Source organism: Herbaspirillum sp. GW821-FHT09A12 (genome assembly GCF_059418325.1).
This window is the reverse complement of the sequence record NZ_JBWKPR010000007.1, coordinates 1-21,342: the sequence shown is the minus strand read 5'-3', so window position 1 is coordinate 21,342 and position 21,342 is coordinate 1. Positions and strand designations below refer to the sequence as shown.

Annotated in this window: 20 protein-coding genes and 2 pseudogenes; 17 read left to right on the top strand and 5 right to left on the bottom strand. The window is 61.2% G+C overall.

Going from position 1 to position 21,342, the window contains the following annotated elements; all coding sequences use genetic code 11:
* The first annotated feature begins 2 nt into the window (after positions 1-2).
* The 6 genes from AC07N6_RS15715 (at position 3) to AC07N6_RS15690 (ending at position 5,079) form a co-directional block, all read left to right on the top strand.
* Positions 3-971 (top strand): NAD(P)H-dependent flavin oxidoreductase, encoded by a 969-nt coding sequence (locus tag AC07N6_RS15715; RefSeq protein WP_494782877.1) that lies wholly within the window; start codon positions 3-5, stop codon positions 969-971.
* Between the two features lie 315 nt (positions 972-1,286).
* The gene (locus tag AC07N6_RS15710) at positions 1,287-2,051 is read left to right on the top strand and encodes a GntR family transcriptional regulator (protein WP_494782878.1); all 765 of its coding nucleotides are present in this window, start codon (positions 1,287-1,289) and stop codon (positions 2,049-2,051) included.
* Positions 2,052-2,090: 39 nt separating this feature from the next.
* Positions 2,091-2,873 carry a transporter substrate-binding domain-containing protein gene (locus AC07N6_RS15705; protein WP_494782879.1) on the top strand — a complete coding sequence of 261 codons (783 nt, stop codon included), beginning with the start codon at positions 2,091-2,093 and terminating at the stop codon, positions 2,871-2,873.
* Between the two features lie 166 nt (positions 2,874-3,039).
* The gene (locus tag AC07N6_RS15700) at positions 3,040-3,711 is read left to right on the top strand and encodes an amino acid ABC transporter permease (protein WP_141913808.1); all 672 of its coding nucleotides are present in this window, start codon (positions 3,040-3,042) and stop codon (positions 3,709-3,711) included.
* Entirely contained in the window at positions 3,708-4,364 is a 657-nt protein-coding gene (locus AC07N6_RS15695) for an amino acid ABC transporter permease (RefSeq protein WP_494782880.1), read from the top strand. The genes AC07N6_RS15700 and AC07N6_RS15695 overlap by 4 nt, the downstream gene beginning before the upstream one ends.
* A complete protein-coding gene (locus AC07N6_RS15690; RefSeq protein ID WP_494782881.1) occupies positions 4,345-5,079 on the top strand; it encodes an amino acid ABC transporter ATP-binding protein in 735 nt (244 codons plus the stop codon). Before AC07N6_RS15695 ends, AC07N6_RS15690 begins: the two co-directional genes overlap by 20 nt.
* Before the next feature lie 71 nt (positions 5,080-5,150).
* On the opposite strand, the gene AC07N6_RS15685 is transcribed toward AC07N6_RS15690, so the two are convergent.
* Positions 5,151-5,696, bottom strand: coding sequence for a hypothetical protein (locus AC07N6_RS15685; protein ID WP_494782882.1), 546 nt, complete (start codon positions 5,694-5,696; stop codon positions 5,151-5,153).
* Between the two features lie 296 nt (positions 5,697-5,992).
* Between AC07N6_RS15685 and AC07N6_RS15680 the strand changes: the two genes are divergently transcribed.
* From AC07N6_RS15680 to puuE, 5 genes are all read left to right on the top strand, one after another.
* Positions 5,993-7,051, top strand: a complete 1,059-nt coding sequence (locus tag AC07N6_RS15680) for an adenosine deaminase (RefSeq protein WP_494782883.1) — start codon at positions 5,993-5,995, stop codon at positions 7,049-7,051.
* Positions 7,052-7,516: 465 nt separating this feature from the next.
* The gene (locus tag AC07N6_RS15675; RefSeq protein WP_494782884.1) at positions 7,517-8,266 is read left to right on the top strand and encodes a GntR family transcriptional regulator; all 750 of its coding nucleotides are present in this window, start codon (positions 7,517-7,519) and stop codon (positions 8,264-8,266) included.
* Positions 8,267-8,418: 152 nt separating this feature from the next.
* On the top strand, positions 8,419-9,897 hold the full coding sequence (locus AC07N6_RS15670; RefSeq protein WP_494782885.1) for an NCS1 family nucleobase:cation symporter-1: 1,479 nt from the start codon (positions 8,419-8,421) through the stop codon (positions 9,895-9,897).
* On the top strand, positions 9,882-10,616 hold the full coding sequence (locus AC07N6_RS15665) for an aspartate/glutamate racemase family protein (protein WP_494782886.1): 735 nt from the start codon (positions 9,882-9,884) through the stop codon (positions 10,614-10,616). Before AC07N6_RS15670 ends, AC07N6_RS15665 begins: the two co-directional genes overlap by 16 nt.
* 68 nt (positions 10,617-10,684) lie before the next feature.
* Positions 10,685-11,617, top strand: a complete 933-nt coding sequence (puuE, locus tag AC07N6_RS15660; protein WP_494782887.1) for an allantoinase PuuE — start codon at positions 10,685-10,687, stop codon at positions 11,615-11,617.
* Between the two features lie 258 nt (positions 11,618-11,875).
* On the opposite strand, the gene AC07N6_RS15655 is transcribed toward puuE, so the two are convergent.
* Both AC07N6_RS15655 and AC07N6_RS15650 read right to left on the bottom strand, forming a co-directional pair.
* Positions 11,876-12,826 carry a LysR substrate-binding domain-containing protein gene (locus AC07N6_RS15655; RefSeq protein WP_494782888.1) on the bottom strand — a complete coding sequence of 317 codons (951 nt, stop codon included), beginning with the start codon at positions 12,824-12,826 and terminating at the stop codon, positions 11,876-11,878.
* Entirely contained in the window at positions 12,819-13,721 is a 903-nt protein-coding gene (locus tag AC07N6_RS15650; RefSeq protein ID WP_494782889.1) for a LysR family transcriptional regulator, read from the bottom strand. The genes AC07N6_RS15655 and AC07N6_RS15650 overlap by 8 nt, the downstream gene beginning before the upstream one ends.
* Positions 13,722-13,816: 95 nt before the next feature.
* Between AC07N6_RS15650 and AC07N6_RS15645 the strand changes: the two genes are divergently transcribed.
* The 5 genes from AC07N6_RS15645 to AC07N6_RS15625 all read left to right on the top strand — a co-directional run bounded on the left by AC07N6_RS15645 (position 13,817) and on the right by AC07N6_RS15625 (position 20,478).
* Positions 13,817-16,066, top strand: coding sequence for a N,N-dimethylformamidase beta subunit family domain-containing protein (locus AC07N6_RS15645; protein ID WP_494782890.1), 2,250 nt, complete (start codon positions 13,817-13,819; stop codon positions 16,064-16,066).
* Between the two features lie 16 nt (positions 16,067-16,082).
* Positions 16,083-17,483, top strand: coding sequence for an aminotransferase family protein (locus AC07N6_RS15640; RefSeq protein ID WP_494782891.1), 1,401 nt, complete (start codon positions 16,083-16,085; stop codon positions 17,481-17,483).
* Positions 17,484-17,584: 101 nt separating this feature from the next.
* Positions 17,585-17,755: a benzoate/H(+) symporter BenE family transporter gene (locus AC07N6_RS15635; RefSeq protein WP_494782892.1), complete on the top strand. Its 171-nt coding sequence runs from the start codon at positions 17,585-17,587 to the stop codon at positions 17,753-17,755.
* Between the two features lie 168 nt (positions 17,756-17,923).
* On the top strand, positions 17,924-19,255 hold the full coding sequence (locus AC07N6_RS15630; RefSeq protein ID WP_494782893.1) for an MFS transporter: 1,332 nt from the start codon (positions 17,924-17,926) through the stop codon (positions 19,253-19,255).
* 92 nt (positions 19,256-19,347) lie between these two features.
* Positions 19,348-20,478: a porin gene (locus tag AC07N6_RS15625; protein WP_494782894.1), complete on the top strand. Its 1,131-nt coding sequence runs from the start codon at positions 19,348-19,350 to the stop codon at positions 20,476-20,478.
* Positions 20,479-20,676: 198 nt separating this feature from the next.
* Here AC07N6_RS15625 and AC07N6_RS15620 read toward each other — a convergent pair.
* A pseudogene (locus AC07N6_RS15620) lies at positions 20,677-20,868 on the bottom strand (IS5/IS1182 family transposase); the annotation flags it as partial.
* 4 nt (positions 20,869-20,872) lie between these two features.
* Between AC07N6_RS15620 and AC07N6_RS15615 the strand changes: the two are divergent.
* Positions 20,873-21,118: pseudogene (locus AC07N6_RS15615) on the top strand (allantoinase); the annotation flags it as partial.
* 1 nt (position 21,119) lies between these two features.
* Here the strand turns inward: AC07N6_RS15615 and AC07N6_RS15610 are convergent.
* Positions 21,120-21,342, bottom strand: a 223-nt coding sequence (locus AC07N6_RS15610) for a hypothetical protein (RefSeq protein ID WP_494782895.1), incomplete at its 5' end; no start/stop codon positions are given.

Below are 21,342 nucleotides of genomic sequence, written 5' to 3'. Positions count from 1 at the left end.
CCATGACTGAACTTCTGCTGCCTTCGCCCGCCGCCTTGCCGGGCCGCCTGCGCCTGCCCGTGATCGGTTCGCCGATGTTCCTGGTGTCCAATCCGGCGCTGGTGATCGCCCAATGCTGCGCCGGCGTGGTCGGTTCCTTCCCGGCGCTCAACGCCCGGCCGCAGGAAGCGCTGGAGACCTGGCTGACCGATATCGCCGAAGGGCTCGCCGCCTACCGGCGCCAGCACCCGCAAGCGCTGGTGGCGCCTTATGCGGTCAACCTGATCGTGCACCAGTCCAACCCGCGCCTGGAACACGACCTCGCCACCTGCGTGCGCCATCGGGTGCCGATCGTGATCACCTCCTTGCACGCGCCCGACCGGGTGGTGCAGCAGGTGCATGCCTATGGCGGCATCGTACTGCACGACGTCACCACGCTGCGCCATGCGAAAAAGGCGATCGGCGCCGGCGTGGACGGCCTGATCCTGGTCTGCGCCGGCGCCGGCGGCCATGCCGGCGCCTTGAGCCCGTTCGCGCTGGCGTCCGAAGTGCGCGCCATCTTCGACGGCCTGCTGGTGCTGGCCGGCGCCATCAGCCACGGCCAGGGCATCCTCGCAGCGCAGGCCCTGGGCTGCGACCTGGCCTATATGGGCACGCGTTTCATCGCCTCGGAAGAATCTTCGGCCGCGCCGCTGCACAAGCAGATGATCGTCGACGGCACTGCCGATGACATTTTGTATACGCCGCACTTCTCCGGGGTTCCCGGCAATTACCTCAAGCCCAGCATCCGCGCCGCCGGGCTCGATCCGGACCAGCTGGACCAGGAAGACAAGCAAGCGCTGGATTTCGGCAAGCCCAAGCGCTGGAAGGAGATCTGGGGCAGCGGCCAGGGCATCGGCGCCATCTCGGCCATCCTGCCGGCGGCGCAGATCGTCGAGCAGCTCCACGAGGAGTACCGGCTGGCGGGCCGGCGGCTGGGCATTCCCGGCTGAACCAGGCCGTTCTTCCCGTGACGGGAAAGCCGGCTTTCATTGCACCATCAACAACTCTTCCGCCTGTGAAGCACCGCACAAGGATGGTGCACGGCATCGCCGCGGGCGCGCACCAGAAGGCGCCGCCCCCCTCCTTTCCCAAGCATCGCCAACTTGCATTGCAACAAATTTCCCTTTGGGAATTTTGTGCGTTCGCACATGCATTCATGTCTGAAAACCCTTGTCACACAAGGCTTTCGCCGCCAATAATCGTCGCGCAGTTTTGTATTTCAATCTTGTATATCAGTGTGGCACGCAACTTGCTGATGAGTGGGCATGGGCACAAATCCTTCCGTCAAATCTTCTTCGCAGATCGCGATCCGCATCACCGAGGCGATCCTGGCCAAGCAGCTTGCGCCGGGCACCCGCCTGGGCGAGCAGCAGTTGGCCGACCTGTTCGGCGTGTCGCGCACCCTGGTGCGCGAGGCGCTGACGCGGCTGATGGCGCGCGGCATCGTCACGGTCAGCGCGCGGCGCGGCTGGTTCGTGATCGAGCCGACGCCGGAAGAAGCGCGCGAAGCCTTCGAGGCGCGCCGCGTGATCGAGCTTGGCCTGTTGCGCCAGGCGCGCATGCGGCCGATCCCGCAGGCCGCGGTAGGGCAGCTGCGCGAGCACATCGCGCGTGAAGAGGCGGCCATCGCCGGCGCCGATGTCGGTGCGCGCAGCTACCTGCTGGGCGACTTCCACGTCTGCCTGTGCGAATGCCTGGGCAACTCGCTGCTGTCGGAAACGCTGCGCGACCTGACCGCGCGCACCACGCTCACGGCCATGCTGCACCAGTCGTCGGAGCAGGCGGAGGATTCATGTTCGGAACATGTGCTGATCGTCGAGGCGCTGGAACGCGGCGATCTGGAACAAGCGGAACAACTGATGCAGGCCCACCTGCAGCATGTTGAATCCGGGCTGAACCAGGTGCGCAGCAGCGATCCGCTGGAACCGTTGCGGCAGGCGCTGGCGCCGGTGTCGCACGAAGGGGCCGTGAAGACCGCGGCCGTCACCGATATTCTGCGCCATCACCACCACCCCAAAAGAAGCTCGTAGAGCCCACTCATCAACGTCGTCAAGTAAAGGGAAACTGCCATGAAATTATCCAAACTCCTGATCGGCCTGATGGCCGGCGCCATGATGTTCTCCGCCGGCGCCGCGCGCGCCGACGCGCTGGACGATATCCAGAAGAGCGGCACGCTGCGCGTGGCCGTGCCGGCCGACTTCCCGCCGTTCGGCTCGGTCGATGCCGACCTCAAGCCGCAGGGTTTCGACATCGACGTGGCCAACCTGATCGCCAGGAAAATGGGCGTGAAGGTCGAGCTGATTCCGGTGTCCAGCGCCAACCGCATTCCTTACCTGACCACAAAGAAGGTGGAGCTGGTGATCTCCAGCATGGGCAAGAACCCCGAGCGTGAAAAAGTGATCGATTTCACCTCCGCCTACGCGCCGTTCTTCAACGGCGTGTTCGGCCCGGCCGACATGACCGTCAAGAGCGCGGCCGACCTGGCCGGCAAGACCATCGCGGTGACCCGCGGCTCGGTGGAAGACCTGGAGCTGACCAAGATCATCCCGGCCAGCGCCACCGTCAAGCGCTACGAAGACAACAACAGCACCATCAGTTCCTTCCTCTCGGGCCAGGTGCAACTGGTGGCGACCGGCAACGTGGTGGCCGCGGCCATCATCGCCAAGAACCCGCCCAAGAAGCCGGAAACCAAGTTCCTGATCAAGGACTCGCCATGCTTCATCGGCCTGAACAAGGGCGAGAAGAAGCTGCAGGACAAGGTCGACGCCATCCTGGCCGAAGCCAAGAAGGATGGCAGCCTGAACGCCATCTCGCAGAAGTGGCTGGGCCTGCCGCTGCCGGCTGGCCTGTAACTTGCTGGGGCTGAGTTAAAGCAATAACGCATCGCCGGCGCGATTTCGCCTGGCGCCGGCGATGCGGGCAATAGCAGCAATGGGGGGCAGGCGGACCACCGGGGCGCCGCGACGGCAACATCGCGCGGCAATCCCCGCAACACTGAGGCAGGGCAAACACGACATCATGGCCTATCAATTCGATTTCCTATCAACCTTCGACTACGGCGACGTCATCGTCAAAGGCGTGCTGACGACGATCGAGCTGATCGCCATCGGCGGCGTGCTGGGCATCGCGGTCGGCATCTTCGGCGCCTGGGCGCGCACGCAAGGGCCGGCATGGCTCAAGCCCATCGTCAGCGGCTATGTCGAGATCATCCGCAATACGCCCTTCCTGGTGCAGCTGTTCTTCATTTTCTTCGGCCTGCCTTCGCTCAATATCCACATCAGCGAAATCCAGGCCGCCATCCTGGCGATGGTGATCAACCTCGGCGCCTACAGCACCGAGATCATCCGCGCCGGCGTGCAGGCCGTTTCCAGGGGCCAGATCGAGGCGGCGGCTTCGCTGTCGATGTCGCGCATGCAGATTTTCCGCTACATCATCCTGCGCCCGGCGCTGCAAAAGATCTGGCCGGCGCTGTCCTCGCAAGTCGTGATCGTGATGCTGGGTTCGGCCGTGTGCTCGCAGATCGCGGTGGAAGAACTGTCGTTCGCCGCCAACTTCATCCAGGGCCGCAACTTCCGCGCCTTCGAGGCCTACATCGTAGCCACCCTGATCTACCTGGTGCTGGCGATCCTGCTGCGCCAGCTGCTGCGCCTGATCGGCCAATACTTCATCACCGCCCGGAGGAACGCATGATCTCTTTCACCACCTGGGACATCGTCCGCAACCTGATGCTGGCGTGGCGCTGGACCATCCTCCTGTCGCTGGTCACCTTCGTGCTCGGCGGCACCCTGGGCCTGATCATCCTGTTCATGCGCACCTCGCGCCAGAACTGGCTGCGCCAGATCGCCCGCCTGTATATTGAACTGTTCCAGGGCACCCCGCTGCTGATGCAATTGTTCCTGGTGTTCTTCGGCATCGCCCTGTTCGGCATCGAAGTGCCGGCCTGGCTGGCGGCCGGCCTGGCGCTGACCTTCTGGAGCGCCTCCTACCTGGCCGAGATCTGGCGCGGCTGCGTGGAAGCGATCCCCAAGGGCCAGTGGGAAGCGTCGTCGGTGCTGGCCATGAACTACTTCCAGCAGATGCGCCACATCGTGCTGCCGCAGGCCTTGCGCATCGCCATCGCGCCGACCGTGGGCTTTGGCGTGCAAATCATCAAATCGACCGCGGTGACTTCCATCATCGGCTTCATCGAATTGTCCAAGGCCGGCTCGGTGATCACCAATGCTACCTTCCGCCCCTTTACGGTGTTTGCCATCGTGGGCCTCTTCTACTTCGTGCTTTGCTGGCCGCTGTCCAAGTACAGCCAGTCTTTAGAAAGGAAATACAATGCCGCTCATCGCCATTGATAACGTCAAAAAACGCTTCGGCGACAACGAGGTCTTGAAGGGCATCAGCCTGGACGTGGAACCCGGCGAGGTGATCGCCATCATCGGCAAGAGCGGCTCGGGCAAGTCCACCCTCCTGCGCTGCATCAACGGCCTGGAAAGCATCGACGAGGGCAACATCAGCGTGGCCGGCGCCAAGCTGGGCGCCTCCGAACTGGAGTTGCGCAACCTGCGGCTGAAGGTCGGCATGATCTTCCAGCAGTTCAACCTGTTCCCGCACCTCTCGGTGGGCCGCAACGTGATGATCGCGCCGATGATCGTCAAGGGCACGTCGGAAGCCGAAGCCATGGTGACGGCCAAGGCCAACCTGGAAAAGGTCGGCCTCGGCCACAAGTTCGACGAGTTCCCGGACATGCTCTCCGGCGGCCAGCAGCAGCGCGTGGCGATCGCCCGCGCGCTGTCGATGGAACCGCAGGCGCTGCTGTGCGACGAGATCACCTCGGCGCTGGATCCGGAACTGGTCAACGAAGTGCTGGCCGTGGTGCGCAGCCTGGCCAAGGAAGGCATGACCCTGCTGATGGTGACGCACGAGATGCGCTTCGCGCGCGAGGTGTGCGACCGCGTGGTCTTCATGCACCTGGGCAAGGTGCATGAGGTCGGCCCGCCGGAAGAGCTGTTCACCCAACCGAAGACGCCGGAACTGCAACAGTTCATTGGCATGACCCAGGGCGCCTGATCCCGCATCGGCGCATCAAAAAAGCCGGAAGCGTTTTGCGCGCTTCCGGCTTTTTTTTGCGTTCGCTGCGCTCAGCGGTCCAGCTCGCACACCTTGCGGTCGTTCTCGTAGAACACCACCGGCCCGGTGGTATAGCGCTCCTTGGGAATGGCCAGCATCAGATAGTCCTTGATGCGGTAGGAAGCGCCGGAGGCCGGCATGCGGTACAGGTAATTGATCCGCAGTCCGCCGTCGCGCAGCCTGACCGACAGCGGCGTGAACACATGCGGACGCTCGGCGGCATCGGGGGCTTGCATGGTGCGGGCCACCAGCAGGTATTGCGTGGTGTCGAAATGCGCGCTCGAGGGGCCGGCCGGCCGCTTGTCTTCCATCACCGGCGCCGGCGCCATCCAATGGTCCCACTCGGCGCGGCTGCGGATCAGCGCGCAGAAAACCGGCTGCCGGCTGTCGTCCCAATTCTTGAGGAAGCCCTGGTAAGAACCGCTCATGATGGTCTTGAACGGCACCACCGCCGGATCTTCCTGCTCCGTCCACGGCATCAGCGAGCAGCCGGACATGCCGGCCAACATCGTTGTGCATACCAGCAATTGCAACGAACCCCGAATCGTCTTGCGCATGCATTTCCCCCATGAAGGTTTGCATTTAAACATGCTTTGCCGCCGTACAAGCGTTTTCACCGAATCTTTACACCGCTTTCGCATTCGATATCGGCATGCCGCTGCGGCCTGCTGTTCAGAGCGCGCGCCGGCGACAAGGTTCATCCTTGGCCGTGGCCGGGTAGGCCAGGTATGGGATTTGCGTGATAATGCGGGGTTAGAGCGCGTTAGGCACTTTTCCAGGCCCCGCGCAGCTCCGGGGAGCGAATATCCTCGTCGCGCCCATCGTTCTCGCCATTTTTGAAGGGTAGTCAGCCATGAACTCAGCAGTCACTTCTCCATCCGCGTCGGGCAAGGCGCTTGAAGCCTTTATCGCCGGCATGCCGAAAACCGAACTGCACCTGCACATCGAAGGCACGCTGGAACCCGAACTGATGTTCGCGCTGGCCCAGCGCAACCAGGTCGCGCTGCCTTACGCCTCGGTCGAAGACCTGCGCGCGGCCTATGACTTCAGCGACCTGCAATCCTTCCTCGACCTGTATTACGCCGGCGCCGACGTCCTGCGCACCGAGCAGGACTTCTACGACATGACCGCCGCCTACATCGCGCGCGCGCAAGCCGACAACGTGCGCCATGCCGAGATCTTCTTCGATCCGCAGACCCATACCGAACGCGGCATCCCGATCGCCACCGTGTTCGCCGGCATTGCCGCGGCGCTGCGCGATGCGCGCCGCCGCGACGGTTTCGGCGGCGCCATGATCATGTCCTTCCTGCGCCACCTGTCGGAAGAAGACGCCTTCGCCACGCTGGAAGCGGCACTGCCGCTGCGCGAGCAGTACCGGGACCTGTGGAGCGGCATCGGGCTGGATTCTTCCGAGCGCGGCAACCCGCCGGAAAAGTTCGCGCGCGTCTACGCGCGCTGCCGCGAACTGGGTTTCCGCCTGGTGGCCCATGCCGGCGAAGAAGGCCCGGCCGCCTATGTGACCGGCGCGCTCGATGTGCTCAAGGTGGAACGCATCGACCACGGCGTGCGCAGCGAGGAAGACCCGGCGCTGATGAAGCGCCTGGCGCAAGAGCGCATTCCGCTGACGGTGTGCCCGTTGTCCAACCTCAAGCTGTGCGTGGTGAAGGACATGGCCGACCATAACCTGGCGCGCCTGCTGGATGCCGGCCTGGCCGTCACGGTCAATTCGGACGACCCGGCCTATTTCGGCGGCTACATGACCGCCAACTACCAGGCCGTGGCCGGCGCGCTCGACTTGAGCCGCGAACAGGTCCTGCAACTGGCGCGCAACGGCATCGAGGCCTGTTTCCTGCCCGAGGAAGACAAGGCCGCGCTGCTGCAGGAGCTGGAGCAGTACGCCGCCGTCAACTAAGATTTTTGCCCTTCCGCCCGGCCGCCGCGCCGGGCGCTCTCCCCTTCCTCAAACGCCCCGTGCAAATCAAGCACGCTTCTTGCATCATGGAAGTCCTGAGCCGGATTGGCGAATGGATTGTCTGGAACCGCAATCCGCAAACGACCACATCGGCCAGAAATATTGCCGGGAATCAGCATATGGATTGGCGACAATCCCTTGCGCCGTACATGCCGTACGCAGGCCTGGGCTGTTGAGGCAGGCGGTATCTGGCTTGTTGCGGCCGACCTCAAGGAAACACGGGTTTTGCGCTGCGCCGCAGCATCAACGGCTGGCTCAGGATGAACCAAAGAAAAGCAGATGGCGTTCTTTTTGGTGCAAAATAGCCCCGTTTTGTTGCAAATATTTTCCGTGATTGTCGACGATCCGCATCAAGGCATGCCCGGCATCCGCAGGAACAGGATCTTCATCGAAAGCATGAGCATCATGAACAAAGCCAGCAAATCCGGCCGCGCGACGGCCGCCATCCAGACCCGCGCCGCCGTCTCCACGCGCGACCGGGAGTCGTCCGTGGCCGTCGAGGAACGCATGTACCAGGACATCTACGATGCCATCATGGAACACCGCCTGCCGCCGCGGACCAAGCTGACCGAGCAGACGCTCTGCCAGATCTATGATACGGCGCGCCACACCGTGCGCAAGGTGCTCTCGCGCCTGGCCACCGAAGGCATGGTGGACCTTGAGGCCAACCGCGGCGCCTTCATCGCCAGCCCCTCGCATGCCGAGGTGCGCGACATGTTCGAGCTGCGCAATATCCTGGAACACGCCGTGCTGGAAAAAGTCGGCCGCCAGGCCGGCACCCGCCAGATCGCCGGGCTGCGGCGCATGGTGGAGGAAGAGCGCGAGTCGTACCTGACCGGCGACCGGCCGCGCTGGATCCGCCTGTCGGCGCAGTTCCACCTGGCGCTGGCCGAACTGACCGGCAATGCGCTGCTGGTGGACACCTTGCGCAAGCTGGTGTCGCGCACCACGCTGATGATCGCCAAGACCGAAGCGCCGGGCCACAACGCCTGCTCCTTCGACGAACACGAAACCGTGCTGGAAGCGCTGGAAAGCGGCGACGTCGAAGCCGCCCAGGAACATATGGCACATCACTTGCATTTGTGCGAGGACCGGGTGCGGCCGGATGCGGACGACCAGTTCGATTTGCGCGCCGTGCTCGGCAAGGGACTGTAAACCCGGTTCGCATATTCGCGGCCGCCGCCAACACGGCCGCGACCGGCTACTGAATGAATGCCGAAGAGCATGCAGGGAGGGATACCTGCACAGATCCGTGCGGCGCAGCTTGCTGCTTGCGCGGATCCTTTTCATTTGGACGAATACCGGCAATGACCATCAAATCACTCAGCATCATCGATACGCAATCCGCGGCCGCGCGCACCTCCGGCGCCAACGACGCGCGCCTGACCAACGCCGACCTGGCGCCGCTGAAGCGGCAGACCTGGGGTTCCTACAATATCTTCGCCTTCTGGATGTCGGACGTGCACAGCGTGGGCGGCTACGTTTTCGCCGGCAGCCTGTTCGCGCTGGGCCTGGGCAGCTGGCAGGTGCTGGTCTCGCTGCTGGCGGGCATCACCATCGTCTACTACCTGTGCAATCTGGTAGCGCGGCCCAGCCAGGTCCACGGCGTGCCTTATCCGGTGATGAGCCGGCTCTCCTTCGGCGTGCTCGGCGCCAACATCCCGGCCATGATCCGCGGCCTGATCGCGGTGGCCTGGTATGGCATCCAGACCTACCTGGCCTCGGCCGCCTTCGTGGTGGTGGTGCTGAAGTTCTATCCCGAGCTCGCACCCTGGGCCGACGTCCAGGTGCACTCCTTCGCCGGCCTCTCCGCGCTGGGCTGGGCCGGCTTCATGCTGTTGTGGGTGCTGCAGGCGCTGGTGTTCTGGAACGGCATGGAGACCATCAAGAAGTTCATCGACTTCGCCGGCCCGGCCGTGTATGTCGTCATGTTTGTGCTGGCCGGCTGGATGATCTGGAAGGCCGGCTGGCAAAACATCGGCCTGAACCTGGGCGAGGTCAAGTACAGCGGCTGGGCGGCGGTGCCGGTGATGCTCACGGCGATCGCGCTGGTGGTGTCCTATTTCTCGGGGCCGATGCTCAACTTCGGCGATTTTTCACGCTATTGCCGCACCTTCGGCGAGGTCAAGCGCGGCAACTTCTGGGGCCTGCCGGTCAACTTCCTGGCGTTCTCGGTGGTCACCGTGGTGACCACCTCGGCCACCGTCGCGGTGTTCGGCGAACTCATCATCGATCCGGTGGAGACCGTGGCGCGCATCGACAGCGCCACCGCCGCCGTGATCGGTGCGCTGACCTTCCTGGTGGCCACCATCGGCATCAACATCGTGGCCAACTTCGTGTCGGCCGCATTCGACTTTTCCAACCTCTCGCCCAGCCGCATCAGCTGGCGCGCCGGCGGCATGATCGCGGCCGTCGCCTCGATCTTCATCACCCCCTGGAACCTGTTCGGCAACCCCGAGGTGATCCACTACACGCTGGACGTGCTGGGCGGCTTCGTCGGCCCGTTGTACGGCATCCTGCTGGCCGACTACTATCTGGTGAAACGGCGCCAGGTCGCCGTCGAGGACCTGTACTCGATGCGCCGCGACGGTCGCTACTGGTACAGCAACGGCGTCAACCGCGACGCGGTCAAGGCGCTGGCGCTGGCCGCCGCGGTGTGCGTGGCCTGCGTGATGCTGCCGCAGCTGCGCGCGGCATCGAACTTCTCATGGTTCATCGGCGCCACGCTGGGCGCGCTGTTCTACCTGGCCCTGGCCAGGAAGGAGAAGCCATGCGCATCAAACTGATCAATCCCAATACCACCGTCTCGATGACGCACGCCATGACCGCCTGCGCCCGGGCGGTGGCCGCGCCCGGGACCGAGATCGTGGGCGCCAGCCCGTCGATGGGACCGGCCTCGATCGAAAGCCACTATGATGAAGCGCTGGCCGTACCGGGCCTGCTGCAGGAGATCGAACGCGGCGAGCGCGACGGCTTCGACGCCTACGTGATCGCCTGCTTCGGCGACCCCGGCCTGGCGGCCGCGCGCGAGCTGGCGCGGGGGCCGGTGATCGGCATCGCCGAAGCCGCCATGCACATGGCCAGCCTGGTGGCGCCCTCGTTCTCGGTGGTCACCACGCTGGCGCGCACTTCCGGCATGGCCTGGCACCTGGCCGAACGCTACGGCATGCGGCGTTTCTGCCGCAATGTGCGCGCCTGCGACATCGCCGTGCTGGAACTGGAAGATCCGGCCGCCGATGCGCGCGCGCGCATCACCGCGGAATGCCGGCGCGCGCTGGACGAAGACGGCGCCGAGGCGATCGTGCTGGGCTGCGCCGGCATGGCCGACCTGTGCGCGGCCATCGCGCACGACATCGGCGCGCCGGTGATCGACGGCGTGAGCGCCGCCGTCAAGCTGGCCGAATCGCTGGTAGCGCTGGGCCTGGCCACCGCCAAGCACGGCGAACTGGCGCCGCCGCGCCCCAAGGCTTACCATGGCCTGCTACGGGAGTTCGCCCGGCCATGAATCGTTTGACAACGCAGGCATGTTCCTGCGCCGTGTTTTTCCTTTTCACCGCAACCTGAATGAGTACTATGTCTTTGCCACCACACTACCCCCGCGACCTGGCCGGCTACGGCCGCAACCCGCCGCATGCGCAATGGCCCGGCCAGGCGCGCGTGGCCCTGCAGTTCGTGCTGAATTACGAAGAAGGCGGCGAGAACTGCGTGCTGCACGGCGACCCCGCCTCCGAACAGTTCCTCTCCGAAATCGTCGGCGCCGCCGCCTATCCGGCGCGCCACATGTCGATGGAATCGATCTACGAATACGGCTCGCGGGTGGGCGTATGGCGCATCCTGCGCGAGTTCGAGAAACGCGGCCTGCCGCTGACAGTATTCGGCGTGGCCATGGCCTTACAGCGCTGCCCGGACGTGACCCAAGCCTTCATCGAACTCGGCCACGAAATCGCCTGCCACGGCCTGCGCTGGATCCACTACCAGAGCATGGACATCGAAACCGAACGCGCCCACATGCGCGAGGCCGTGAAGATCTTCCGCGAACTGACCGGCGCCGCTCCGCTGGGCTGGTACACCGGCCGCGACTCGCCCAATACCCGCCAGCTGGTGGTCGAACACGGCGGCTTCGCCTACGACTCCGACTACTACGGCGACGACCTGCCGTTCTGGACCCAGGTCCAGACCAGCGACGGCAATGCGCAACCTCACCTGGTAGTGCCGTACACGCTGGACGCCAACGACATGCGCTTCGCCACCCCGCAAGGCTTCAACACCAGCGAACACTTCTACCAGTACCTGAAGGACAGCTTCGACGTGCTGTACGAAGAAGGAGAAGAATCGCCCAAGATGCTGTCGATCGGCATGCACTGCCGCCTGCTGGGACGCCCGGGACGCTTCCGCGCGCTGCAGCGTTTCCTAGACTACGTGCAATCGCATGAGCGCGTATGGATCTGCCGGCGCATCGACATTGCGGAGCATTGGAAGAAGAAGCATCCGTATCAGGCGGGTTGATTCACGCAGAGATGAAAACGCCGGCAGATGACGGTAATGCCGTTCAGTTAAGTGTTGAGCGGCATTTGTGTTTGTGGAGTTCAGGCCCCGTTCGCCCTGAGTAGCTGCGCAGCAGCGTATCGAGGGGCAGACAAGACCGCTAACGCTGACACGCCGGCTTCGATACGGCCCTGAAAAGTATCTGCAACCAGGGATCTATGCACTAGGGTGAGAAATTCCCTAATGCCGGCCATCCCCCCTTCGAGCATTGCAATCGTCTCAGGATTTGAGGGGAGCTTCCAGATCGGTTCCCAATGCACGTGCGTTCTCATGGATGCAGTCTATGATTGTTTGCCACAACCACAGAATCCCCGGGTCATGCCGGCTGCGGGCAGTTCTGATGATGCAGACACTGAAAATTCTTTGGGGATGCAATGGCGATAAAGCGCGGTATTCGCCGAAAATCGACATCGGCTTGATGATGCTGCGCGGGAGCCAGGCTACCAATGAGCCTTCCGCCAGTAGCAAAGGCACTGCCAGATAGTGACCGATACGATGGCGGATACGGCTGCTCAGGCCATGCTCGGCCATCATGTTTTCGACATCGTGGAAATCCCCGACCATCAGAAAATCCAGTTGAATCAAATCCGCCGCGCTAATATCACGCTGGCCCCAGGGATGCGAACGACTCATGACCAATTGATAATCCTGCGTGATCAGATTGGCGCGGTCGAACTCCGGGCCAAGTTGCGGGAAAACACCGATGGCGAGATGAATGCTTTGGTTCTCCAGCGCAGCCGGCACCGCGTCGGCCGGCAGCCGCACGCTTTTCAGGCGAATGCCAGGAGCATGCACACGCAGATGGCGATGCAATGGCACCAGAAAAGCCATTTCGGCGCTATCGCTCATATGCAGCGTGAACTGGCGCACGGCACTGGCCGGATCGAACTGGCGCACCCCCTGCAAAGACTCCCGCAGCTCGCTGAGTGCACGGTGAATGCTGGGCGCCAGGCTTTTGGTCAATTCGGTCGGCGCCACGCCGTGCGGCGCCCTGACGAACAGTTGATCTTTCAATAGTAGCCGCAAGCTGGTCAGCCGCCGACTCACCAGCGGTTGCGAAACGTTCAGACGTAGTGCTGCGCGTGCGACGTTGCGTTCCAGATAAACTGCCTCGATGGTGCGCAAGAGTTCGAGATCGAGGCTGTCGAAAATTTCCGCGCTACTACTCATGTTGTCCCTCATTGGCATCGGGAAAGCACAAGGTCGGAACGATACGATCCCATAGCCAGGCCAAGCCGGGATCTTCAGGCGCCAAGCGATAGCAGTAGACCGACAAGGGGATACGGCGTGGCGGCTGGCAGGGTTCATGAATTTCAAACGGCCCAAGCGGTGCCATCAACTGCGCCACGCCGAAGGGGAGCAGCAGTGAAAGACCGCTACCTTCCAGCAGTGAGGGCACCGCCAGATAAGACGATGTACGCAGACGGATACGGCTTTCAAGTCCGAAGTCGGCGATCAGCTGCGCAACATCCGGATAGTCGCCCACGACCAGATATTCCAGCTCCGCCAGCATGTCCTGCGTGATGTGTTCGCGCGGCTCGCGCAGTCCGTCACGTAACAGTACATAGCGTTCATCGAACAGTGGCCTGTGCAAAATGGATTCATTGCCGCTATATCGGCCAATAGCAAAATCGACGTCGCCATTGGCTAGCGCGTGACTGATATCGCGTGAGGCTTTGGATAAGGTATGCAGGGTCGCATGCGGTGCAGCCTTTTGCAGCATGCGTCGCAGGGGCGGCGCAAACAGCAGCTCTGCGCTGTCGCTCATTTGAATGCGAAAAGTGCGGCGCGAGGTGGCCGGGGAGAACGCCAGCTGCTGTACCAACCCTTCTTCAAACGCATCGAAACCGCGATTCAGATAGGGCGCAAGGCGGCGCATGAATGGCGTGGGCGACATCCCGCCGGGTTCGCGCACGAAGAGCTGATCCTGCAACATCTCGCGTAGGCTGGCGAGCGCATTGCTGACTCGAGGTTGTGACAACCCGACCCGCGCCGCGGCACGACTGATACTTCTTTCCGCATAGATACTATGCAGAATACGCAAGAGGTTCAGGTCGATATTCATGTGGCGAATATACTATAAAGCATTGCCTGCATCGCGGAAATTCAGAGCCGACAATAGACTGGAATCCAGATCAAAACAGAAGTTCAGGATTCCACATGCCAGACCCCATCCCCCTTATCGGCTATAGCGACCGGCTCTCCGGATGTGCCGGCGAGACCATAGAGTTCAAGGTTTCAAGTCGCGTTCAGGAGCCTTACCAGGCCAGCTTGGTACGCGTCATTCATGCCGATGCCAACCCAGCCGGCCCCGGCCTTAGGTTTGAAAAACTGGAACAGATATTCGCGCGACGCGTTCCCTCGCGTCTTCAGGTATTGCAGACCGGCTCTTATGCCCGCATCGCCGGTGCCGCGGCTCTATGTCAGGGCGATGGCTTTACTTTTTCGGTCCGGGTTCTGCCGACCTTGCTTGCCGCCGGGCCTCAATGCCTGCTGGCGCAACGCGATCCGGCTAGCGGACAAGGCTTTGCGCTGCTGATCGACGATACAGGCCTTAGCTTCTCGGTTGATGGTCCCGATGGTTTGCAGCAAAACGTGCGTTGCTCTGCACCCTTGAGCAAAGATTGGCACGATGTAATTCTGAGTTACGCACCGGAGCGGGGAAGGGTGCAAATTGCCGTTGCCGGCGTCGAACAGAACATGCAGCGCACGCCACCGGCGTTCCACGCCACTGACGCATTCCTGTGCCAGCCTTTCAGCACACGAGCTTCTGCCGATCTGCTCCTGGCCACGGACGAGTTGCGCGGCATGCGTTCCCGCAGTTTCAATGGAAAACTTGAGCAACCCTTTATTCTCGCCGGTGCGGAAGAGGCTGCGAGGCTAGTGAAGAAAGCTTCTCGTGCAAGTTTGCGGCCTATGCCCGGCCATACATCCATTTACGCCTGCTGGGATTTCAGCCAGGGGATAGACACTCAGACCATTATCGACCAAGGGCCATATGGACGGCACGGCACACTATTCAATCTGCCGGCGCGCGGTGTCACTGGCAGCAGCTGGAACGGTGATGAAATGTGCTGGCGTCACGCGCCATCGCACTACGCTGCGATCCATTTTCATGATGACGACTTGCACGACGCGGGCTGGCAGACCGATTTCAGTTTCTTAATTCCCGAGGGGCTGCGCAGCGGTGCTTATGCCATGCATATTACAGTCGGCGGTCACGAAGATTATCTGCCGTTCTATGTGCGCCCGGCACTTGGGAAACCCGGCGCCAAGGCGTTGTTCGTGGCGCCCACCTATACCTATCAGGCCTACGCCAATTTTGCCCGCGGCAATTACGACGCCAAACTCAAAGCCAAGGTCGCAGCCTGGGGAGCTTATCCGCACAATCCAGATGAGCACCGTGATTATGGTTTATCGACTTACAACCTGCACAGCGACGGCAGCGGCGTCTATTTTTCTTCGCGTCTGCGTCCTATGCTGACCTTTCGCCCTGGCTTCATGACCTTTGACGATGCGCGCGGTTCAGGTTGCCGTCATTACATTGCCGATTCTCATTTGCTGGACTGGCTGGAACATGAGGGCATCAAGGTCGATATCGTCACCGACGAAGACGTACAGCGTGACGGCGCAGCATTGCTGGCTTCTTACCCCTGCGTGCTGACCGGCACACACCCCGAATACCACACTACCGAAACGCTGGATGCGCTGACCGGCTATTTGCGCGTCGGCGGCAATCTGGCCTACCTCGGCGGCAATGGTTTCTATTGGCGGATCGGCCGCAGCGACAGCATTCCAGGTGCGCTTGAAATGCGCCGCAGCGAAAGCGGGACGCGCGCATGGGCCACGCCCGCAGGGGAATATTTTCATGCGCTTGACGGCCATTACAGCGGATTGTGGCGCAACAGCGGACGTACCCCCAATCGCCTGGTCGGCATCGGTTTTACTGCGCAGGGGCCGTATGAAGGTTCGTATTTCCGCATCCCGGATGAGGCGCGCAGTCAGCGAGGCGGCTGGATTCTCGAAGGAGTAGAAGGCCCTGTGCTGGGCGACTTTGGCCTATGCGGCGGCGGCGCCGCGGGTTTCGAGCTGGATTCGGTGCAAGCGGTGGACGGCAGTCCGGAGGACTTTACCTTGCTGGCCAGTTCAGAAGGTCATGGCCCTGGTTTTGGCGCCGCGCAAGACAGTCTTTTATCGCACACCATGAGCGTGTCGCGCGGCACACCGGAGCAACTGATCCGCGCCGACATGATTCATTACTTCTCGGGATTTGGCGGCCAGGTGTTTTCAGTCGGATCGATCACCTTTTGCGGAGCGCTCTCTCACAACGGCTATCACAACAATGTCGCCACGCTATTGCGCAATGTGGTGACCGGCTTCAGTTCCTCCTCTTCCCTCAACCGTCAATAATGAAATAGCGACCGATATGTCTTCTGAAAAAAATACCGTCCGACTCGTGGGAGACACGCCCAAGGGGGGATCAGTACTTGGCTTCTACGTGCCTAAGGGCGCAGCCCGTCCACCCCGAATCGATCGCGCCGAAGGCGTCTATCTATACGATGATCTAGGCACGCGTTACCTCGATGCCACATCGGGCTCCATGGTCAGTAATCTTGGGCACTCCAATCCGCGCGTTCTGAAAGCGATGGCTGAACAGGCGGCCAAAGTCACCTTTGCCTATCCGCGATTTTTTGAAAGTCCGCAAACGGTGGCCCTGGCCGATTGCATATGCGAACTGGCCGGCGCCGGCCTAGACCGCGCCTTCTTCGTATCGGGTGGATCGGAGGCCAACGAAGCTGCAATGAAGCTGGCGCGTCAATATGCTGTCGTCACCGGGCAGGCTTCGCGCTGGAAAGTGTTGTCGCTCACCCCCAGTTATCACGGCGCCACGCTGGGGACGGTCGCCATTACCGGAGACGACTTTACTGCCTCGATCTACGAACCCATGCTGTGCAAGATGCCCAAGGTACCGGCGCCGCTGAGCTATCGTTTGCCTCCTGGCATGGATGTCGAAAGTTACGCTCTGCAATGCGCACAGGCACTCGAGAAATGCATTCTTGCAGAAGGGCCGGAGAGTGTGCTGGCCTTTATCATCGAACCGGTCGGGGGCCTGGCCAGTGGCGCCGTAATGGCGCCAGAAAGCTATCACCGCGCGGTGCGCGACATCTGCACCCGACATGGCGTACTGCTGATTCACGATGAAATTTTAAGTGCCGGTCGCACGGGTTATTTCCTGGCTTCCCATCGCTGGCCTGAGGTGCAACCTGATCTGGTGACACTGGCCAAAGGTCTGGCCGCAGGGTACACACCCTTTGGCGCTTTGCTGGCGCCGAACCGTATTGTCGAGACGATTGCCGCCAAGGGCGGTTTCGTACACGGCCATACCTATTTCTCCAATCCTATGTCTTGCGCCACCGCGAAAGCGGTGCTCGATGAAATCATCGAGCGCGAATTGCTATCGCGTTCGCTGCCCTTAGGAGCGCATCTTCGCAAACGTTTGCTGGAAGTGCAGACTGGCTCGCGATTGGTCGGCGACGTGCGCGGCATAGGTCTGCTGATGGCCATCGAGCTGGTGGCCGACAAGCAGAGCAAGCAAGCCTTGCCGGTTGCGCTAAATGCACCGGCAATGCTGACTGCGCATGCGCTTAAATACGGCCTCGCGCTATATAACCGTCGCGCAAATCGCGGTGTATTTGGCGATATCCAGATGATCACACCGCCGCTGATCATCACCGAAGCGCAGATCGATGAACTGGCTGAAGGCTTGGCTAGTGCGCTCAACGATCTGGAGCAAGAACTGATTGCCAAGGAGGTACTGCAAGCCTGATCGCAGCCGCTGGCTCCCCGTGGCCTGTCTTTGAAAGCCGATCTCAGACATTCCAGCGCCTTGCCCAAACCGGCAATTCCATATGCGACAGGCCTTGCTTATTGCCACCGCTAAACAATGTCTTGCAGCGCATGTTGCACGATCCTGTACGTCGTAAGGCTTCCTTGCCGACCTTCCTTACAGGCGCGTCAGGCATCAGCATGCTGGGTATCGGATCGAGCTTCCGGGCGTTGCTGGCTGGCCTGTTGGCACTGCTGGCAATGCGCAGCTGAGTGAATATTCTTTGCATGAATATTCACTAAGAGTTTATGTGCATTGTGGGCTTGTTTTTTGCATCTTAATCTACATCAGCTCCATCGCTTTTTCGAAAATGGGATTGCGCAGGCCACGCGATCACGGACATCGCCACGCTCACTCAGAACAAAAGGATTAATGCCAATATGAAAACCACTCATCCGCCCCTTGGAGGGGGCAAGAACCAGCAACTCAAGGCTGTCGTCGCGGCGACGGTTGGCAACGCGCTGGAATGGTTCGACATCATCATCTTCGGTTTTTTCGCCATCATCATTTCCAAGACTTTTTTTCCGGCCAAGGACGAGCTGACTTCGCTGCTGATGACGGTGGCGACCTTCGGCGTGGCATTCGTAGCGCGTCCGGTCGGCGCCATTGTGCTCGGCATCTACGCAGATCGTGCCGGCCGCAAGGCGGCACTAACACTGTCACTGTTGCTGATGACACTGGGCACGCTGGTGATTGCATTTACACCCAGCTATGCTGCAATCGGCGTGTGGGCACCGATTCTGGTGGTGATCTCACGCGTGATTCAGGGGTTTTCCGCTGGCGGTGAATTCGGCAGTTCGACGGCATTCTTGCTGGAACATACGCCCGAAAATGAACGCGGCTTCTACGCCAGCTGGCAAGTTGCCAGCCAGGGCATCACCGCATTTCTGGCAGCTCTGTTTGGCCTGTTGATTTCGCTGCTGCCTGCCGATGCACAGGCATCGTGGGGCTGGCGCGTTCCGTTCCTGTTTGGCGCACTGATCGGTCCGGTCGGTTTCTATATCCGGGCCAAGGTGGAGGAGAGCCCGCAGTTCGTGGCAGAAGTGCTGCAGGCAGAGAAGCATAGGGTGAGCACATCAGTCGCCTCAGGCCGTAAAGGCCTGGTGGGAATTCTACCGGCGACCGGTCTTATCGTGCTGGCCACTATCGGTTCCTATCTGCTGTTACTGTACATGCCGACTTATTCCATCCGGCAATTGCATCTGCCGCCGTCACTAGCGTTCTATTCTGTGATGGCCGCCGGTGCGGTACAGTTTTTCCTGTCGCCGATATTCGGGGCCCTGTCCGATCGCGTGGGCGCTGCCAAGGTGATGGTACCCGGTGCGCTACTGGTCGGCATCGGCATGTATCCAGCCTTCCAATACATTGGGGTGGAGCCAGGCGTGGGCCGAATCGTGTTCGTGCAGATCGTTCTGGGCGTAGGCCTTGCAGCGTATTTCGCACCGGTACCGGCTTTGATGGGGCGCCTGTTCGGAACCCGCAATCGCACCACCGGCCTGTCGGTCAGTTACAGCATTGCGGTGACTGTGTTCGGCGGCTTCGCTCCCTTCATCGTGACGTGGCTGATCGGCAAGACTGGCGATCAGTTGTCCCCGGCCTACTACCTGGCCTTCGGTGCCGTGATCAGCCTGATCGCACTGAGTCAATGCCCACGCGACACGATTTCACGGCCAGTCGCCTCATTGGGCGATCCGGGACTTTCCAACAGATAAGCACTTTCGCCCGGGCAGGCCGCGCTCAACGCTGCAGATGCGAGCCTCACGCGCGCCACCTCAACTTCAGAAAAAATCCTCAGGGGAAACAGATGTTAACCACGGCATTCAGCAAAAATTTCGTACGCGTTACCAGCGGTCTGGCCAGCCTCTTCATGAGCTCGATATCGTATGCGCAATCCTCGGTCACTTTGTACGGCGGCATCGATACCGGAATTCGTTACACCAACAACACCACCGCCGGCGGCGGTGTTACATGGGGGCCGGGTGCGGGCGCATTGATGGGCAGCCGTCTCGGTTTTCGCGGCAAGGAAGATCTGGGCGGCGGCAGCAGCGCCAGCTTCGTCCTGGAAAACGGCTTTCTTCCTACCACCGGCAGCCTCGACCAACAAGGCCAGCTATTTGGACGCCAGGCCTGGGTCGGTCTTGAAAATCAGCGCTACGGTATGTTGCAAGCGGGGCGCATTTATAGTTTGCCGTTCTGGCAGTTGTCGAACTATGATGCCTTCAACTTTCCCAACTATCTTGCCGAAGCATGGCAAACACGTTTCTTCGGCGTGCGGCTGGATAATTCGGTGAAGTACACCGTTTCCAGCGGGCCGTTCACTTTACAGCTGCAACAATCCTTTGGCGAGCAGGCAGGCGATACCAAGTCTGGCGCCACCACTGCCGTCGGCCTGAGCTATAGCGACAAGGCCGTAGCTGCGGGATTGATCGCCCAGCGGGCGACGGACGCCAGCGAACACCATGCGGATGTGTTGGGCGCCGGGGCTAACTACACCATGGGGCCAATGAAGTTTTTTGCGACTTATATTCATTCGCGGCGTGATGCCGGATTTGTGATCGGCAGCACCGCCGGCACTGCGCTGGCCAATACCAGCATGCTGTCCAACCGAATCACGGTGTCGGGTCTGCAGACCTCAGCCAGGCTCGATTCTTTCGTTTCGCTAGGAACGGTTTATCAGGCTACTCCGATGTTGCGTGTCGGCGCCAGCCTGATGCTCGATAATGTGGCTGGTGTTGCCGGTGACCGCAGCGGCAAGATCAAGACGCTGGTTGCGCTGGTGGACTATCAGTTATCCAAACGCACCAATGTCTACGCAGAATTGGACCGCAATGTACTCAACGGTGCCTCGGTCAACGATACCAACAGCCCGGTCGGCACTTTCAACGGACATGCCAGTCAGACCGGCCTGACTATAGGGATGCGAACGTTCTTTTAAGCGCAGGCAAGAGAAGCGTTGGCTAACTGATGCACGCGCTTCTCCTGTTTTCAAATTATCGGCGGGCAACCAACAACGAGCCGCCGATAAAGTCCCGTCCTATCTCTTGCCCCAACACCAGCCCTCGCGTGAAGTATCTGGTGACGACAGGCGGCATAGGCCACCGTCGGAACGAATTTCGTTCACGGATACATGGAATTTCTTAGTCTGATGCATCTCGGGATCTCGCTCTTGTTGGCGATTCTTGGTTGAACTGGGCGCGGCGATGATGGTGGCGTCAGCGATGGTTCCGCTCTTCAAGCTCATGCCACCGCCTTGCAGGACGCGTCCGACCTCGGCAAACAGTTTCTCATCCAATTGATGTTTCTCCAGCAGATGACGAAACTTCAAAGACTTCAACACCGGCGAGCATTTCTACCAGTACCTGAAGGACAGCTTCGACGTGCTGTACGAAGAAGGCGAGGAATCGCCCAAGATGCTGTCGATCAGCATGCACTGCCGCCTGCTAGGGCGCCCGGGACGCTTCCGCGCGCTGCAGCGCTTCCTCGACTACGTGCAATCGCATGAGCGCGTATGGATCTGCCGGCGCATCGATATTGCGGAGCATTGGAAGAAGGCGCATCCGTATCAGGCGGGTTGATTCACGCTGATTCAAGCAGAAATGAAAACGCCGGCAGATGCCGGCGTTTTTTCCTTGATGCGCAACGAATGACACTGAATCCTGACTTCGTCAGGATGACGCAGAAAGCAAGATAGCGAGCCACAACACCGAAGCCGCAGGCGAGCAGCAAGCACCGCGATGCCGAAGGCGAGCCGTTTCCGAAGTCCGCATCTAACCAGCCGGCGGAGCGGGCAAAAAAATGG